Below are 16,223 nucleotides of genomic sequence, written 5' to 3'. Positions count from 1 at the left end.
AAAAGAATATGAAGTATTGGAGTATCATAACATTAACGATTTTTCTCAACTTTACGGCTCTTCCTGGATTAGCCGCAATGTTCGGTTGGGAACTCCCGAGAACTAATGTTTTGGTCAGTGAGGAAGAGCAGCACTCCAATAATACGATCATCATCTACGAAAAAACAATTCCTAAAACAATGGATATCCATGATTTCCTGAAGTTTTATGAAACTGATACACATAGAAATATTACGGTTAACTGGGAATCTACTCTGTATTTCCCACCGTCTCTAAGTATTTTCTCTCCGCCTCCGGAAGCATAAATAACATTTCGTTTCTCAGAAAAAACATTCCTGTATTGGCTGTATTCTACAGCGAACAGCACATTGTGATTTTCCGAATCATTTTTTTGTAATCAATTTTTGATTACCAATTACATCTGTTATTTATTTTTATGAAGTCACCTTTAGGTCAGGTGATGACGTAAGACAAACTTTATTATTTTCTTATGAAAAAGACAAAATCTTTGTTTGGAGGAATCAAAGAAAACTTTCCGTCAGGTCTTGTAGTATTCCTGGTGGCTTTGCCGCTATGTCTGGGAATCGCTTTAGCATCCGGAGCTCCTCCATTATCCGGGGTTATTGCAGGCATTATTGGTGGTATTGTGGTGGGATCAATCAGTAATTCCAACATCTCGGTTTCCGGACCGGCTGCCGGACTCACAGCTATCGTTCTGGTAGCCATTACCGACATCGGCGCATTCGAATTATTTCTTTGTGCAGGAATTATTGCAGGGATTATCCAGCTGATTCTCGGCTTCATCCGTGCAGGAAGTATATCCAATTATTTTCCGAATAATGTAATCGAAGGAATGCTTGCAGGTATCGGGATCATCATTATCCTGAAGCAAATTTCGCATGCTGTGGGATTTGACAAAGATTATGAGGGACATCAGTCTTTGTTCGATAATGGGTTCAATACAGCTTATTTTACTGAACTTCTGGGTGCAATACATCCCGGTGCAATTGTAGTAACCCTGATATCCATGGGGATCTTACTTGCATGGGATAATATTGCTGTTCTGAGGAGGCTCAAATTATTACCTGGTGCCTTAGTTGCCGTTATTGCAGGAATCCTGCTCAACGAATTTTTCAAATTCTCGGGCAGTTCGCTGGCAATATCGCCGGAGCATCTAGTAACGCTTCCTGTGCCATCTACTCTGGACGAATTCAAAAACCTGATAACGTTCCCCGATCTGGCAGGATTTACAAATCCTAAAGTCTGGATCACCGGAGCCACCATCGCTATCGTTGCATCTATTGAAACCCTGCTTTGTATCGAGGCTTCTGACAGGCTGGATGTCAGAAGAAGAATCACCGACACCAATCTGGAACTGAAAGCACAGGGTATCGGTAATATGGTCAGCTCGTTTATCGGCGGATTGCCTATGACTTCTGTGGTTGTAAGAAGCTCCGCCAATGCGAATGCCGGTGCAACATCAAAATTATCAGCCATTATTCATGGCGTGCTGTTATTGATCTGTGTCCTTACAATACCTTTCATTCTCAATCTGATTCCGCTCGCAACGCTGGCTGCCGTTCTGATTCTTGTAGGATACAAATTAGCCAAGCCTGCCACCTTCAGACATTTCTGGCACAATGGAAAATATCAGTTCATCCCTTTCGTGGCGACTGTTGTAGCTGTTGTGGCAACGGATCTTCTGAAAGGTGTGGGAATAGGATTATTGATATCGGTATTCTACATCCTGCAGGGAAATATGAAAAGAGCCTACTACCTCAGCAGGGAAACCCTGAACGATGCCGATGAAATCACCATAAAACTGGCTGAAGAAGTCTCTTTCCTGAACAAGGCAGCGATCAAAAAAACGTTGAAGAATATCAAGTCCGGATCCAAGGTCCTGATCGATGCAAAGACGACTTCCTATATAACAACAGATGTTTTGGAAATGATACAGGACTTTGCCAATGTCAGGGCAAAAGAAGAAGATATCAATGTGGAACTTGTCGGATTCAAAACATCATACAGGGATTACGCAAAAGACCAGGACTCGCATGTGGTGATCAACCATAAAAGAGCCATGTAACTATAAAATTAATTATTAACATAAAACACAACAATAAAATTTAAAGAAAATATGAAAGCACATACATCAGAAACCCAATCTACGATAACACCGGAAAAAGCATTGGAAATTCTTAAAGAAGGCAACGAAAGATTCGTCAACAACCTGAAAGCCAACAGAGATCTATTGGCACAGGTAAATGCCACTCGGGAAGGGCAATGGCCATTCGCCGTGATCCTGAGCTGCATTGACAGCCGCACCTCTGCCGAACTGATTTTTGACCAGGGTCTTGGGGACATTTTTAGTGTGAGGATTGCCGGGAACTTTGTCAATCAGGATATTCTGGGGTCTATGGAATTCGGCTGCAACGTAGCAGGCTCTAAACTGGTAGTGGTTTTAGGACATTCGAAATGCGGGGCGCTGAAAGGAGGTCTGGATGCGGCAGCAATTGAAGGCATGGGAATGGACAACCTGAATCACCTGATCGGGCACTTTGACCCGATCATCAAAAACATCATTAAAGATGGTGAAGAACGCTCATCCAAAAATGAAGATCTTCTGGAAAGACTGAACCATCACAATGTAAAGTACGCGATAGATGACATTCGTAAACAAAGCTCCACGCTGAAAAGGCTGGAAGACGAAGGTAAAATCAAAATCGTAGGCGCAAACTATGACGTCGAAACCGGCGTTGTAGCATGGTTATAGGAAATATTTTTTCTTCATACAATTAGGGTGGTAGGCCGGGTAATTTATTTATCCGGCTTACTAATTTCCGGCAGCCGGCGGTATCAAAAAAGGATCATTCGAGTCAAAAAAAAAGGATATTCGAGGAAAAGTGCATTTTGCCCATTCCATAGGCATCGGGATGCCGTCACAGAGTCTTCGGACTGCATCACGGAGTCTTCGGACTGCGTCCATAAGTTTGCGGAAAGTACCGGTAGATCTTCGGGACGGATCTTTGCCTGTACGGAGAATGTTTTCCGGACTTCTGACCCCGGAACGACTTTTACTGATCGTGCAGCAGGGCCAACTAAAGTTGTTTATTTGCCGTTGAAAGCTGACATGGTATTCTGAACACCTGCAAAGATAAAGGACAGGGCGGCCTGCGAGAATTTTTCGATTCTTTCGGGGAGCGTTTCTTTTTCGGTTTCGTTCCAGTTGCCAAGAACATAATCGGCCTGTTTCCCTTCCGAAAAATCTGCCGAAATCCCGAATCTTAATCTTGCATAATTTTGAGTATTCAATTGTGCCTGGATACTTTTCAGGCCATTGTGACCCGCATCAGAACCTTTCATTTTCATCCTCAATGATCCGAATGGCAAAGCCAGATCATCGGTAATGATCAAGATGTTCTCCAAAGGGATATTTTCTTTCTGCATCCAGAACTTCACAGCGTTTCCGGAGAGATTAACATAGGTATCAGGTTTCAGAATGAAGACTTTTCTGCCTTTATATTTCCCTTCGGCAAGCAGTCCGAAATTGGAAGACCTGAATGGCGCTTCTATTTTTTCAGCAATTTTTTCGGCGACTTTGAAACCGATATTGTGCCGGGTTTCTGCATACTCTTCCCCTTTGTTACCGATACCGACAATCAGATATTTCATTGCTACTGGTATTCGAATTTGGTAACGATATCTGTTGCTGTTACGGAAGTGGGATAGCCGTCTTTATCATAAAGGTAGATGGCTGACTGAGTATCCTGCATAGTGTTTCCGGCCACATTAAAAATAACATTTATGCTGGTGGAATTATTTTTTGCAAACCCGGTGATGCTGCTTGCATCGGCTTCTGCATGAATGGTTGCAATCAAATAATCTTTTGGTAACAGGTTGAAGGGGTTGATCTTATTGTCATACTTGGAAAGGTTGACAGTCAGTTCCATCTCTTGCAAAAAATCAAAAACCGGTACCGGCAATCCTGTTACAAAAGATGATTTGAAGTTCCATTTGGATATATTATTTCCTGAATAGGAAAGATTGGAGACGAAGTTAGCGGCTATCTTGGTGTTATCCTCTGTGTAGATATCTTCTTTTATTGAAGCCGGCCAGCCATTGGAAGCATAGGTTAGATTAGCCACACTTTTTATGGATCCTCCCGCTTCTTTGTGTGTTACATTCAGCTTGGTAATTTGATTGCTTGTATAGGTAGGCACTATTTCTTCCGTAGAGATTACGCCCATACTATTTTCCGTTCTAACGATTTTGGCAATATTCCCCGATGATTCATAAGTGATATCGATTTTTATACTGCCGTCGTCAGTAGTAACGCCAGTGAGCTTTTTACTCGAATTGTAATTATAAGTATATACCAGAATATCACCTTCGTCATTGATGGTTACTTTTTTCAGTAATTTGTCAGGCGCTGTTCCTGATCCGCCATTATTACCGCCTGTATCGATACCGGTTTCATAATCGACTCCGTGGAGAAAGTCGCCGTTTTCATCAGCAGTCGGGCTGCAAGAAGTGATGAGTAATAATCCGAATATATAAAGTATTGTTTTCATTGTTTGATTTTTATGATTGCAAAGTTAATTTTTTAAAATTAATGTGAGGGCAGTTTTTTCCTCCGTGTTATTGATAATCAAAATTCTCGGTGAGGTTCTGATTTTTCAATTGATTGAGTTCGCTGGTATAGATTTTCAGCTGCTTTTCATTCAGATTTTTGATTCTTTTGTAGATTTCTGTCCGTCTCTCCTGTTCGTCATCATAATAAGATTTGAAATTTTCGGGATTTTCATGTCTGCTCCATAGCTCATAATAGTCACAGATATGATCCAGAAAATCGTTCAGCACTTCCGTTGTCCTTTCATCCACATCTTTTCCAAATGATGTCACAGAACAGTAACCAGGCATTTTCTCCGGCCTGGATCTCTCCATGAAACTTCGATATCTGTCATCAATCAAAGCTTCAATTTGTTCTGTGTTGAAATACATAACATGATTGATATCCTTTAACTTTACGAAATTACCGGAACTGTTGCTATTGCTGAAAATATAATTCGCGTACACCACAACTTCCCCTTTTCCTAAGCCTGGCGAAATGCCATAATGTTCCGAAAGATAGAAAAGCGCAGGTTCGGAATAATCGATTCCATCATTGAGATTGGCGACAAACAACTCGATTTTGGTTCCGTCTTTGTCAGTTGCGATTCTTTTCTCGAGATTTTTGTATGATCTGTAATCATACAAAGTATCCGATGCTTTTTTGAAATATCGGATGGGTGAAGAGGCGCTGTAAGTCCGGAAACCATTGGCAGAAACATATTTTTTATTGAACAATAAACCGTCCATCCTGTACATGTTTTTCCGGTAATTGTAATAGAAATCCACCGTATTTCTAATCGATTTTTTATCGGAATTAAACTCAATGGAATAAACCGGAACCGACTTATCTTTAGAATTAAATCTCACGGAAATACCGCTCAGACTATCCGCTTCACTTAGGAAAGTCATTTCTTTGTCGTAGTGGTATTTCAGGATTTGAGCGTTGCAGAAAGAAGCGATTATTGTAAATGTCAGCACAATAATTTTCTTTTCAATAAGATTAATTTTAAATCGATTCATCAAACCAAAATAACTTTTTAAGCTAAAATCCGATTCAGAACCAGGTTCACCTCATCCACATTTTTGACATTATCTTTCCGCATCATCAGCTGGTTGTTCTTTTCTTTTAACGTCGCTTCTGCCGGATTTTGTGTAAGATAAGAGATGATTTTCTTGAATTTTTCGCTCTGGTAGAATTTGTCTTGGGGATTTGCCGGGAAATATCCTAGGAAAACTTTGTTCTTAACCACCAGTTTATCAAATCCGATTTCTGCCGCCAGCCATTTCAGTTCCACAGATTTCAGAAGATTAATAGCTTCATCAGGTAATTTTCCGAATCGATCTTTCAGCTCATTTTCAAACTGTTGCAATTCTTTAGCATTTTGAATATCGGCCAGTTTCTGATACAATGACAAACGTTCTTCCGTAGAACTCACATAACCATCCGGCAACATCAGTTCCAGATCGGTATCTATATTAACTTCTTTCGTTGATTTGAAAAGTTTGTTCCGGTCTTCCTCGTTTTCAAAAAGGTTTTCAAAATTCTCATCATCTTTCAGTTCTTCCAAAGCTTCCTGCATCATTTTCTGATACGTCTCAAACCCCATTTCGTTGATAAAACCACTTTGTTCCGCACCAAGCAAATCGCCTGCGCCACGGATTTCCAGATCTTTCATAGCAATCTGGAAACCACTTCCAAGATCCGAAAATTGCTCTATCGCCTCCAGACGTTTTCTCGCATCAGAAGTCATCATATCAAACGGCGGCGTTATCATATAACAGAATGCCTTTCGGTTGCTTCGCCCGACTCTACCACGCATCTGGTGCAGGTCTGCCATGCCAAAACGTTGCGCATCATTGATGAAAATCGTATTCGCATTCGGGACATCCACGCCACTTTCGATGATGGTTGTGGCGACCAATACGTCATATTTTCCTTCCATAAAATCCAAAACATTCTGTTCCATTTGCTTCCCTTCCATTTGTCCGTGTCCGGTAATCACGCGAGCATCAGGAACTAATCTTTGGATTAATCCGGCGATATCTTTCAGGTTTTCGATTCTGTTATTGATGAAATAAACCTGTCCGTCTCGCTGCAATTCATAAGAAACCGCATCACGGATAATCTCTTCATCAAAGCCGATAATCTGTGTTTCAACAGGCTGACGGTTGGGCGGTGGCGTTTTAATCACCGATAAATCTCTTGCTGCCATCAAAGAGAATTGCAAAGTTCTCGGAATTGGCGTCGCCGTCAATGTCAATGTATCAACATTGGTTTTCATCGTCTTCAATTTATCTTTGACAGAAACTCCGAATTTATGTTCTTCATCAATAATCAGTAAGCCTAGATTCTTGAATTTCACTTTATCTGAAGCCAATTGATGTGTGCCGATCACAATATCGATTTTCCCATCTTTCAAACCTGCCAATGTTTCAGATTTCTGTTTCGCAGTTCTGAAACGATTTAAATAAGAAATATTAACCGGGAAATCTTTCAACCGTTCTTTGAAACTTCTGTAATGTTGGAAAGCCAAAATCGTTGTCGGAACCAGAATCGCTACCTGTTTACTGTCAGTCGCCGCTTTGAAAGCCGCACGAATCGCAACCTCCGTTTTCCCGAATCCGACATCACCACAAATCAATCGGTCCATAACGCCTTCATCTTCCATATCTTTTTTGACATCAATCGTCGCTTTTTCCTGGTCGGGCGTATCTTCATAGAGGAAACTCGCCTCCAACTCATTTTGAAGATAAGAATCCGGAGAATACTGGAAGCCTTTTGCGGTTTTTCTTTCGGCATAGAGTTTTATCAGGTCAAAAGCGATTTGCTTAACTCTGGCTTTTGTTTTTTGTTTTAAGGATTTCCAGGCTGGCGAACCGAGTTTGCTAAGGATAATCTCTCTTCCGTCCGGCCCGTTGTATTTGGAAATTTTGTGAAGTGAGTGGATACTCACGTAAAGTAAATCTCCATTTTTGTAAGTCAATTTGAAACATTCCTGGATTTTGCCGTCATTATTGACTTTAACCAATCCCATAAATTTCCCGATTCCGTGGTCGATATGAGCAATGTAATCGCCAACTTTAAGAGACATTAGATCCTTGAGTGTCAGTTGTTCTGACTTTGCAAAGCCATCTTTAGATTTGTACCGTTGGTAACGGTCAAAAATCTGATGGTCTGTATAAACCAGGATCTTGTTATCAGAATCCACAAAACCCTCGTGCAGTTCGGATTTGAAGCTTTTGAACGGAATCTTGTGCTGAAGTTCTTCAAAAATCGATTCTAATCTTTCTTTCTGTTTTTCCGATGAAAAAGAAATCCAGGTATCAAATCCCTGACCTTGTTTTTCTTCCAGATCCTGAATCAGCAATTCGAAGTTTTTATGAAAACTCGGTTGCTGGGTCTGGTTGAGTTCTACCTTCTGAACCTTTGGAAGGTCGAACGGCTGAGAACTAAAATCTATGGTTTTGTATTTGATTAATTTATTCTGAAATTCAGGTTCAGAAAGAAATAATTCGTCCGGGCTTCTGTGTTTGATATCCTTGCTTAACGTATCGAATTTTTCTAAGGCTTTTTCGTGGAACTCCCTGATTCTTTTTGTGGAAAGATAAAGATTTTTAGAAATGACTAAGCTGTCATCAGGCAATAATTCAAAGAAAGAAACCTTACTTCCGGAAACCGAAAAATTCATGTTGGAAACCAACTGGAATTCATCAATTTTATCAAGAGAAAGCTGAGATTCTATATCGAATGTTTTGATGCTTTCCACTTCATTTCCGAAAAATGTGATTCGGTAAGGTTTCTCATTGGAGAAAGAAAAAACATCCACAATTCCACCTCGGACAGAGAATTCGCCAGGTTCGGAAACAAAATCGGTTTGATTGAACTGATAATGATTCAGCAACTCATCTACAAAATCAAAATCCAACTGATCACCAACTTTTATCTGATGAGAAATGGCTTTGAAATCTTCCTTCTTCAGAACTTTCTCCGATAATGCACCGATAAAAGCGACAATTACTTTCGGCGATTTCCCGGAATTCAGTTTGTTAATCACTTCCGTTCTCAAAACAAGGTTGGCGTTCTGCGTTTTTTCAATCTGATAAGGTTCAAGATGTGTTGCCGGAAAATAGAGAACATGATCTTTCCCCAACAGGTCTTCCATTTCTGCACTGATGTAAAGTGCCTCTTCCTTGTCATCAACAAGATAAAGTATGGTTTTGTTCCTGGTCAGAAATAATTCTGCTGCCAGAATCGAGACAACAGAACCGGCAGTTCCTTTGACAGAAATATGCTGACGTGTTGATATCTGTGAAAAAATCTCACTTCCGAATTGTTTCTGAAGCAGGTCAGGAAGCAGATTTTGATTGATTTTTTTTAATTCCATTATGAAAAGCTATAACGCAAAAAGCGATTCCGAGAAAATTTCGGAATCGTTATTTATTGACAAAGATACTTTTTTTCAAAAAAATTAGTTTTAATTTTATAGTCCTAAACTATGAACTTTTGAAATACTGTTTCAAAATACCGGCCATAATTTGTCTGCTTTCTCTTCTTCCTGTCCAGTGCAAAGATGATGATGCATCGATTTTCCGTGCCTATGTGGAAGGAAAAATAACTTATCCCGATCCGAAGTTCCTTGAAGAGCCCATTCATCTGGTAAAAGATAAAAGAGTTATCGCAGAAACGCAGGCCAAGGAAAGCGGAAGTTTTGTTTTAGCCGGACCATACGACAAAGGTTCATATAAGCTGCAGCTGAAAAGCTTCAAAATAAAATCATTTTCTACCGGCACGAAAGGCTGCAAAATATCCACAGACTCTCTCAGCATCGACATTCCGGACGGAGAAACGTATATCATTTTCAATAATATCATCCTGAAATGAGAAAACTTTTACTCCTGATATTTTTGGCAATAGGTTTTCTGAAAATCCAGGCACAGAAGCGAAAGCATTACAACTGGCAGGAAGATGTAAAATTTTCTGTTGATCCGCATGTTAAGTTCATGACAGCACTGGGAAATAATTTTCTTAAAGATGTTTTTGGATATTTTTACGGTTTCGGAATCGGCGGCAATGTCAAGATTTACAAAAACTTCGGGATGGGGATAGAATACACTTATTTTCTTGCCAATGATGTCAAAAATTTGGAAAAATTCGGCAATCTCGGTGCGCCATCCATGAACAATTTTGACGGTTATATTTTTCATGAGGACAAGATCACCGATGATTTTTTTATAGAAGAACTAGTCGGCTACAGCACATATAGGATGAAAAGTCCGTTCCTGGACAATTCCGGGGATTTCCGGGAGGGAAACGGCGGTCTCAATTTCGGGGCAAAAGCAATTTATACCATTGACAACGAAGGCTTCCAGCAGGTTGTCTTCGGAACGAGGCTTAATTTTTATAATGCGAAAATCGGAAACCAGAATCCGGATATTGAGAAGTATTATTCCAAAGCAATATTACTAAACCTCAGTCTTGCCTATCGTTTTACTTTTTAAGGCGTTTTTAAGTTGTTATAATTTGTGGTTAAATTTGTTACATTCTGATTTTCGAATCATTTTTTGATCTACATTTGCTTTATCAAACATAAAGAAAATCAATATGAAAAATTTATTAACAGCTTTGTTACTGACTCTCGGCGTAGGTGTAGCAACAGCACAAACAACAGCACCCGCTGCAACAAAAAAGCAAACTCAGAAAACTGAAAAAAAGGCAACAAAATCTATAGAAGCTCAAGCGGCAAAGGTGGCCAACACGCCCGACGTCAAAATGAAAAAAGACGGCACGCCGGACAAAAGATACAAAGCCAATAAGATGCTTAAAAAGGATGGAACACCTGACAAGCGTTACAAGGCTAACAAATAAATTTCCTGATCGATGAAGAAGAAAGGGACAATTTAATTTTTCATAACTTTTATTTTTTTAGACTTTACAAGATTTTGTAAAGTCTTTCTTTTTGGTTCATGATTTGATGATTAATAACAAATCCAAAAAAATATTGTTATGAGTCCCAAACCAATGCTTACCCTTTCCCAAGTGATGGAAAAACTTAGAGAAAAAGGAATTACAGACGAAGTCCGGATGACAGAAGACAAAAAATTCGTCATCTCCGGAACCGAAAAATCTTACCGTGCAGAAGATCTGAAGATTATCCGTGTTTACAGGTTCGAGGGAGCAAGCGATCCCGATGATAATATTGCGCTTTATCTTGTAGAAGATGTCTATGGAAACAAAGCCATGATTATCGATTCTTATGGCGCAAACAGCAATTACACAGGCCGGGAATTTGACGAGTTTTTAAAATCCTTACCAACTGAAGAGAGAGAAGAGTTTGATTTTTAAATAAATTAAATTTTGATGACGAGCAACGATTTTTTCAAGCCGTCTTCGATGCCTTTCCAGTAAAAGTTAAAGAATGAACGGTCTTTACTTCGTTCTACATAGATATCTACAGATTCCGGGAATTTCTTGGAATCTTTTTTTACCACCAGATTGGCAACCGCCGACAAGAGTTTTTTCTTCTCTTTGGTGTCCTTATCCAGAACGCTCACTTTCAGATCTTTGTGAGTGATACGGAATTGTCCGTTCATGATATCATTGTTGCCTCTGAAATCGAACCTGAGGCTGTTGATTGTTCCGGTTGCTGTAACATTCATGTAAGGTTTGATAAACGGATTGATGTCATCAGCCGGCAAACTATTGATGTAACCGGCAATGGTAAACTGATCCCGCAAATTTGCGGTATCAAAATTCCAGTTAACCTTCATCGGCGATACATCCATGAATTTGCAATTGATAAGAATAGGAACCTTTGTATCAGCACCTTTCTTTTTATTGGAGTTAAGATTCTTTACATTCATATTGAAATTAGTGAACAGAATTTTGCCCGGTCCATTGGAATCTGGCTTATCCTCTTCGTAAACCAGTTTACTGTTTATAAGATGCAGATTTTCAACCAATAGAGGGAATTTCAGATTTCTTAATAACCTGGAATAAAGCAGCTTTTCTTTTGGATTATCTTTAGGGATTTTACTTCGGAAAATATTAGCATCAACCTGCGTTAGCTTTACATTTTTCAACAAAACATCCGGCTGATCTTCTTCATATTTCCATTTCAGACCAGAGAGCTGTATTCTGTTGGCCGAGATATTAAACAGATCATTTTCCATCGGAATCATTCTTACAAATTCCGTTCTGGAATATTTTGGATTTAATTTAAAATTCTTTAAATCAGTGTTTTGCGGGGTCAAATCAAAGCTTGACAAATCTATTGTATAATATTTTCCTGCATCATAAAAAAAACGGTGCCCACTGATTTCATAATCCTGGTAGGTGAACGGAACTTTGTTTTTTGACGTTTCAGAATCCGTCAGAAAACTTTTTACATTAGCATTAAAGCTGGCTATTGACATGGACTTTTTTCCATCAGCCTTCATAACCGATAATTTTCCATTGATAATGTCAACATTCTGAAAATCAATATAAAAACCGGATTTATTTTTATTGTTTTTCACCACTTTATTGTCACGGTTCCGAATTATAAATTCCGGATTCAGGATCTGGGCGTTTTTCAGACTTAATTTTGTTTTGTTGAAAACCAGCTCTTCAAATGTCAGGTTTTTACTTTTGATACCGAAAAGACTTCTCTGGCTTCTATAATTCCGCTCCCAGTCTTTAAAGTCAACCAGAGATTTCATCTCAAAATCAGCAACATCCAGTTTTCCATTATTGGTTTTGATGGATGAAGCCGTGAGAGCATAGACGTTTCCCAGCTGAAAAAAGAGATCTTTCGCCGTGATGGTGTAGCTGTCCAGAGCAAATGGTAGTTCATCAGGATTTTTGTTAAGGCTAAGGTTCCTGACATCAAGGTTGAGATTTTTCGCAGAAAATAATTGGCTGCTGTCTGACTGTTTTATATTGAAATTCCCATTGTCTATTTCAATATTCTTGATGGTAAAAGGAATTGGCTCTTTTCCTGGTTTATCGTTCTTTTTGGACAATCTTATGAAAAGATTAGGTTTGGAAAGCTTAACAGAACTAGCCTCGATCCTGTTATTTTTTAAAAACTCAATTATGCCTAATCTACTGATATTCAAAGCTCCTAAAGTGCCATTCAGCGATATGCTTTCTAAATTATCAGGATGTTTGGATTTGATTTTAATCTGGGTGGCCGATATGCTTCCACTCAGGATCTCTACAGTCAGAGATTCATAAGTAATCTGGTAAGGTGTTTTATTTTTGAGATAGTCTGGAAGTTTATACTTCAGCCAAAGACTGAATCCGATGTTGATGATTAATACCAATGCAAGAAAACTTCCTAAGATTATCAGCGGGATTTTTAAAGTTTTTTTCATCCGTTTATTAAATTATTAACTGAGGACTAAAACCGTTCCAAAATCATAAAACCAATTCTATAACGTAGCCTTCGTGCCCTCTCACATTTATAAACTCTCCACCCTCGAAAGAGAGATATTGACCTTTAATGCCACGCAAAACACCACTGAATTCCGGTTTTTTATCCAGTGTAAAAACATTGATATTTTCCGGTGCTTCATAGGGAAAATCCAGTTTGATGACATTGTCTTCACTTACTGCGAATTTTTTGAAATCGTTTGGAAAATATTCGGCAATCTTATTCCGGAAATCAATCAGATCCAAGGTGTCTTCATAATCATCCTGAAGCATTTTTCTCGGGTTGGTTTTGTCGGCGATATGTTTTTTCAGCTCTACTTCTATCATTCCCGCTTCGTAGCGATTTTCCGTGAGTGCAATTGGCAAAGCGAAAGTGGCTCCCTGATCTATCCATCTTGTCGGGATCTGATGTTCTCTTGTAACACCGACTTTTACCTCACCAGTGTAAGCCAGATAAACGATGTGCGGAGCGAGTTGGATCTCTTTTTCAACGTCCAGGTTTCTTTCGGCAATTCCGAGGTGGGCTGTTGATAATTCCGGACGGATGATGGTATCGCTGGCATAGGGACTTTCGAAGAAACATTTTTTACAGAATCCCATCCGGTAGGTCTTCTCGTCGCTCCCACAATTCACACATTGATATCCGATATGTTTTATATGAACTGTTTTTCCGAAAAGCTGGTTCATATTGATGAGGTCATTTTTCAGGTTCAGATAATATTGAATCGGGTGTCCGTTCTGGGAGATCATTTTTAGAATTTGTCCGGAGAATTGCATTTCAGTAGTGATTTATTAAGGATTAAAAGTAAACAATTTAAAACAAATTTATTTTTTTCCTGATTTTAATCTATTTCGATAAATAAAGATATATTTGTAACAATTAAAAACATTTTTTATGAAAAATATTTATGCACTAGTTTCATTACTAATTACAACTTTCGTTTTTTCTCAAACAACTGTTTATACGGAAAATTTTGGGAATCCATCCACAACAACTCTGCTTACTGCTTATTCTGGTTTTCAGACCGGAAGTCCTGTCACTTATTCGGGAACAGCAGATGTGAGAACCTCTACACCATCAGACTATAGCGGAGCAAGCGGTCAGGGGTGTGTATTTCTTGGCGGTGTAACCACTGCCTCCGGAACCCCGGCTAAAACGCTTATTATATCCGGAATCAACACACAAAATTATCAGAATCTGACACTCTCCTTCGGACATCAGAAAGGAACCAATGCAAGCAGCAATGAACTGAAAGTCGAGGTTAGTGACAACGGTACAGACTGGACACAGCTTAACTATACGAGACCAACAGGCTCCGGAACTTCCGTCTGGCTGGTTGTTACTCCAACAGGGACAATTCCTTCGGCAGCCAATCTTTCTATCAGATTTACCAATCCGCTGGACTCTAATGTTGGTTTCCGTGTTGATGATATAAAGCTGACCGGCACTCTCACAATGGCAGCAAACGATGTGAAAAAAAATCATTTCAGCATCTATCCAACGGTTGTGAGCAACGGTATCATCTGTGTATCATCTGCAACTAATCAGATGAAAAAAATCTCTGTTTATGACTCTGCTGCAAAATTGGTCATCAGTAAAGGAACGGATAAGGAAATCAATGTTTCTCATCTTCCTAAAGGGAATTACATCATCAATGTAGAAGAAAACGGTGTTGTGGAATCTAAAAAATTCATTATAAAATAAATTAATTAACTTAGTTTAAAAAGAGTCTCAGATTGAGATTCTTTTTTTTTGTTTAATTCTTATCTTCGCAACACACAATATCTTATGAATTATCTGATAACCGGTGGAAGTGGATTTATTGGTTCACATCTTGCAGAACAACTTTTGAAAAACGGACATTCTGTCATCAACATAGACAACTTTGATGATTTTTATGATTATAGAATAAAAGTCAGGAATACATTAGAATCAACAGGTAACCATTCTGATTTTATATTCAGCAATAAAGAAAATGACATCAAAAAACTCTCATCATTAACAAAATCAGATAATTACAAACTTTATCGAGAAGACATCCGGGAAAAAGATAAGCTTGAACCTATTTTCAGAAATGATAAAATTGATCTGGTAATTCATCTTGCAGCTTTAGCCGGTGTTCGGCCTTCTATTGAACGACCTTTGGATTATGAATCGGTCAATATCCGCGGAACTCAGAATCTTTGGGAATTATGCAAAGAATTTGAAATCAAAAAATTTATTTGTGCGTCATCATCAAGCGTTTATGGTAATCAGCAAAAAATCCCTTTCTCTGAGACAGACAATGTAAACAGCCCTATTTCGCCTTATGCTGCAACTAAAAAAGCAGGTGAAATTCTAGGCCATGTTTACCATCATCTTTATAATATAGACATGATTCTGCTAAGGTTTTTTACGGTTTACGGACCAAGACAGAGACCTGATCTTGCGATTCACAGATTTACAAAATTAATTTCAGAAAATCAGGAAATCCCTTTCTACGGCGATGGTTCTACAGCGAGAGATTACACTTATATTGATGATATTATTGACGGCATTTTAAAATCCATACAATATCTGGAAAATAATGACAGTTTCTATGAGATACTGAATCTCGGTGAGAGCGAAGTAGTGACACTATCCGATATGTTGTCCACTTTGGAAAATGCACTCGGCAAAAAAGCAAATTTAAAAATGTTACCAATGCAGCCCGGCGATGTGTTAAAAACCAATGCCGATATAACAAAAGCAAAGTCTCTGATCGGTTATGAACCGGCCACAAACTTCCAAAATGGCATAAAAAAATTTGTGGAATGGTTTTTGGGAAATCGCCAATAATAATCCGTTGAGGTCAATGTGTTTGGAATCAAAATCAATTTATTTTTAAATATTGTTGAAAATCAATAGAAATATATATAAATTATCACCTAATTTTTTACTTTTGCAAAAATTTAATTATGTATTGGACATTAGAATTAGCGTCATATCTTAGTGATGCGCCTTGGCCGATGACCAAGGCAGAATTGATAGACTACGCCATCAGAACCGGTGCGCCTATGGAAGTTGTGGAAAACCTGCAGGCTATTGAAGATGAGGGCGAGATTTATGATTCTATCGAAGAAGTGTGGTCAGACTATCCGACGGATGAGGACTTCCTTTGGAATGAAGACGAATATTAATTAGCATTTGGCTTACTTAGCCCATTCGCTTTTCTAAATA

16 protein-coding genes are annotated in these 16,223 nt (G+C 38.9%); 10 read left to right on the top strand and 6 right to left on the bottom strand.

What is annotated here, in order from left to right:
* Nucleotides 1–8: 8 nt before the first annotated feature.
* The 3 genes from BUA97_RS08270 to BUA97_RS08260 all read left to right on the top strand — a co-directional run bounded on the left by BUA97_RS08270 (nucleotide 9) and on the right by BUA97_RS08260 (nucleotide 2,773).
* On the top strand, nucleotides 9–305 hold the full coding sequence (locus BUA97_RS08270; protein ID WP_072997394.1) for a hypothetical protein: 297 nt from the start codon (nucleotides 9–11) through the stop codon (nucleotides 303–305).
* A gap of 185 nt (nucleotides 306–490) precedes the next feature.
* Nucleotides 491–2,086, top strand: coding sequence for a SulP family inorganic anion transporter (locus BUA97_RS08265; protein ID WP_072997393.1), 1,596 nt, complete (start codon nucleotides 491–493; stop codon nucleotides 2,084–2,086).
* A 51-nt stretch (nucleotides 2,087–2,137) separates the two neighbouring features.
* On the top strand, nucleotides 2,138–2,773 hold the full coding sequence (locus tag BUA97_RS08260; RefSeq protein ID WP_072997392.1) for a carbonic anhydrase family protein: 636 nt from the start codon (nucleotides 2,138–2,140) through the stop codon (nucleotides 2,771–2,773).
* A 335-nt stretch (nucleotides 2,774–3,108) separates the two neighbouring features.
* Here the strand turns inward: BUA97_RS08260 and pth are convergent, their stop codons facing one another.
* The 4 genes from pth to mfd form a co-directional block, all read right to left on the bottom strand.
* Nucleotides 3,109–3,672: an aminoacyl-tRNA hydrolase gene (gene pth / locus BUA97_RS08255; protein WP_072997391.1), complete on the bottom strand. Its 564-nt coding sequence runs from the start codon at nucleotides 3,670–3,672 to the stop codon at nucleotides 3,109–3,111.
* Between the two features lie 2 nt (nucleotides 3,673–3,674).
* A complete protein-coding gene (locus BUA97_RS08250; RefSeq protein WP_072997390.1) occupies nucleotides 3,675–4,571 on the bottom strand; it encodes a hypothetical protein in 897 nt (298 codons plus the stop codon).
* Nucleotides 4,572–4,638: 67 nt separating this feature from the next.
* On the bottom strand, nucleotides 4,639–5,631 hold the full coding sequence (locus BUA97_RS08245) for a hypothetical protein (protein ID WP_072997389.1): 993 nt from the start codon (nucleotides 5,629–5,631) through the stop codon (nucleotides 4,639–4,641).
* 17 nt (nucleotides 5,632–5,648) lie between these two features.
* The gene (gene mfd / locus BUA97_RS08240) at nucleotides 5,649–8,996 is read right to left on the bottom strand and encodes a transcription-repair coupling factor (protein WP_072997388.1); all 3,348 of its coding nucleotides are present in this window, start codon (nucleotides 8,994–8,996) and stop codon (nucleotides 5,649–5,651) included.
* A 119-nt stretch (nucleotides 8,997–9,115) separates the two neighbouring features.
* Between mfd and BUA97_RS08235 the strand changes: the two genes are divergently transcribed.
* From BUA97_RS08235 to BUA97_RS08220, 4 genes are all read left to right on the top strand, one after another.
* Entirely contained in the window at nucleotides 9,116–9,493 is a 378-nt protein-coding gene (locus tag BUA97_RS08235; protein ID WP_072997387.1) for a hypothetical protein, read from the top strand.
* Nucleotides 9,490–10,110 carry a hypothetical protein gene (locus BUA97_RS08230; RefSeq protein WP_072997386.1) on the top strand — a complete coding sequence of 207 codons (621 nt, stop codon included), beginning with the start codon at nucleotides 9,490–9,492 and terminating at the stop codon, nucleotides 10,108–10,110. The genes BUA97_RS08235 and BUA97_RS08230 overlap by 4 nt, the downstream gene beginning before the upstream one ends.
* A 103-nt stretch (nucleotides 10,111–10,213) precedes the next feature.
* Nucleotides 10,214–10,477, top strand: a complete 264-nt coding sequence (locus tag BUA97_RS08225) for a hypothetical protein (protein WP_072997385.1) — start codon at nucleotides 10,214–10,216, stop codon at nucleotides 10,475–10,477.
* Between the two features lie 138 nt (nucleotides 10,478–10,615).
* A complete protein-coding gene (locus BUA97_RS08220) occupies nucleotides 10,616–10,954 on the top strand; it encodes a hypothetical protein (RefSeq protein ID WP_072997384.1) in 339 nt (112 codons plus the stop codon).
* 5 nt (nucleotides 10,955–10,959) lie between these two features.
* Here the strand turns inward: BUA97_RS08220 and BUA97_RS08215 are convergent, their stop codons facing one another.
* Both BUA97_RS08215 and BUA97_RS08210 read right to left on the bottom strand, forming a co-directional pair.
* On the bottom strand, nucleotides 10,960–12,966 hold the full coding sequence (locus BUA97_RS08215; protein WP_072997383.1) for an AsmA family protein: 2,007 nt from the start codon (nucleotides 12,964–12,966) through the stop codon (nucleotides 10,960–10,962).
* A 43-nt stretch (nucleotides 12,967–13,009) separates the two neighbouring features.
* Nucleotides 13,010–13,801 (bottom strand): DUF2797 domain-containing protein, encoded by a 792-nt coding sequence (locus BUA97_RS08210; RefSeq protein WP_072997382.1) that lies wholly within the window; start codon nucleotides 13,799–13,801, stop codon nucleotides 13,010–13,012.
* 118 nt (nucleotides 13,802–13,919) lie between these two features.
* On the opposite strand from BUA97_RS08210, the gene BUA97_RS08205 reads away from it, so the two are divergent.
* The 3 genes from BUA97_RS08205 to BUA97_RS08195 all read left to right on the top strand — a co-directional run bounded on the left by BUA97_RS08205 (nucleotide 13,920) and on the right by BUA97_RS08195 (nucleotide 16,183).
* On the top strand, nucleotides 13,920–14,729 hold the full coding sequence (locus tag BUA97_RS08205) for a T9SS type A sorting domain-containing protein (RefSeq protein WP_072997381.1): 810 nt from the start codon (nucleotides 13,920–13,922) through the stop codon (nucleotides 14,727–14,729).
* Nucleotides 14,730–14,813: 84 nt separating this feature from the next.
* Nucleotides 14,814–15,842, top strand: a complete 1,029-nt coding sequence (locus tag BUA97_RS08200) for a GDP-mannose 4,6-dehydratase (RefSeq protein WP_072997380.1) — start codon at nucleotides 14,814–14,816, stop codon at nucleotides 15,840–15,842.
* A gap of 119 nt (nucleotides 15,843–15,961) precedes the next feature.
* Nucleotides 15,962–16,183 (top strand): DUF2795 domain-containing protein, encoded by a 222-nt coding sequence (locus tag BUA97_RS08195; protein WP_072997379.1) that lies wholly within the window; start codon nucleotides 15,962–15,964, stop codon nucleotides 16,181–16,183.
* Nucleotides 16,184–16,223 lie beyond the last annotated feature (40 nt).

It is taken from the genome of Epilithonimonas mollis, from assembly GCF_900142325.1.
In the GTDB taxonomy this organism is placed as follows: domain Bacteria; phylum Bacteroidota; class Bacteroidia; order Flavobacteriales; family Weeksellaceae; genus Epilithonimonas; species Epilithonimonas mollis.
This window is presented reverse-complemented; position numbering and strand designations above follow the sequence as displayed.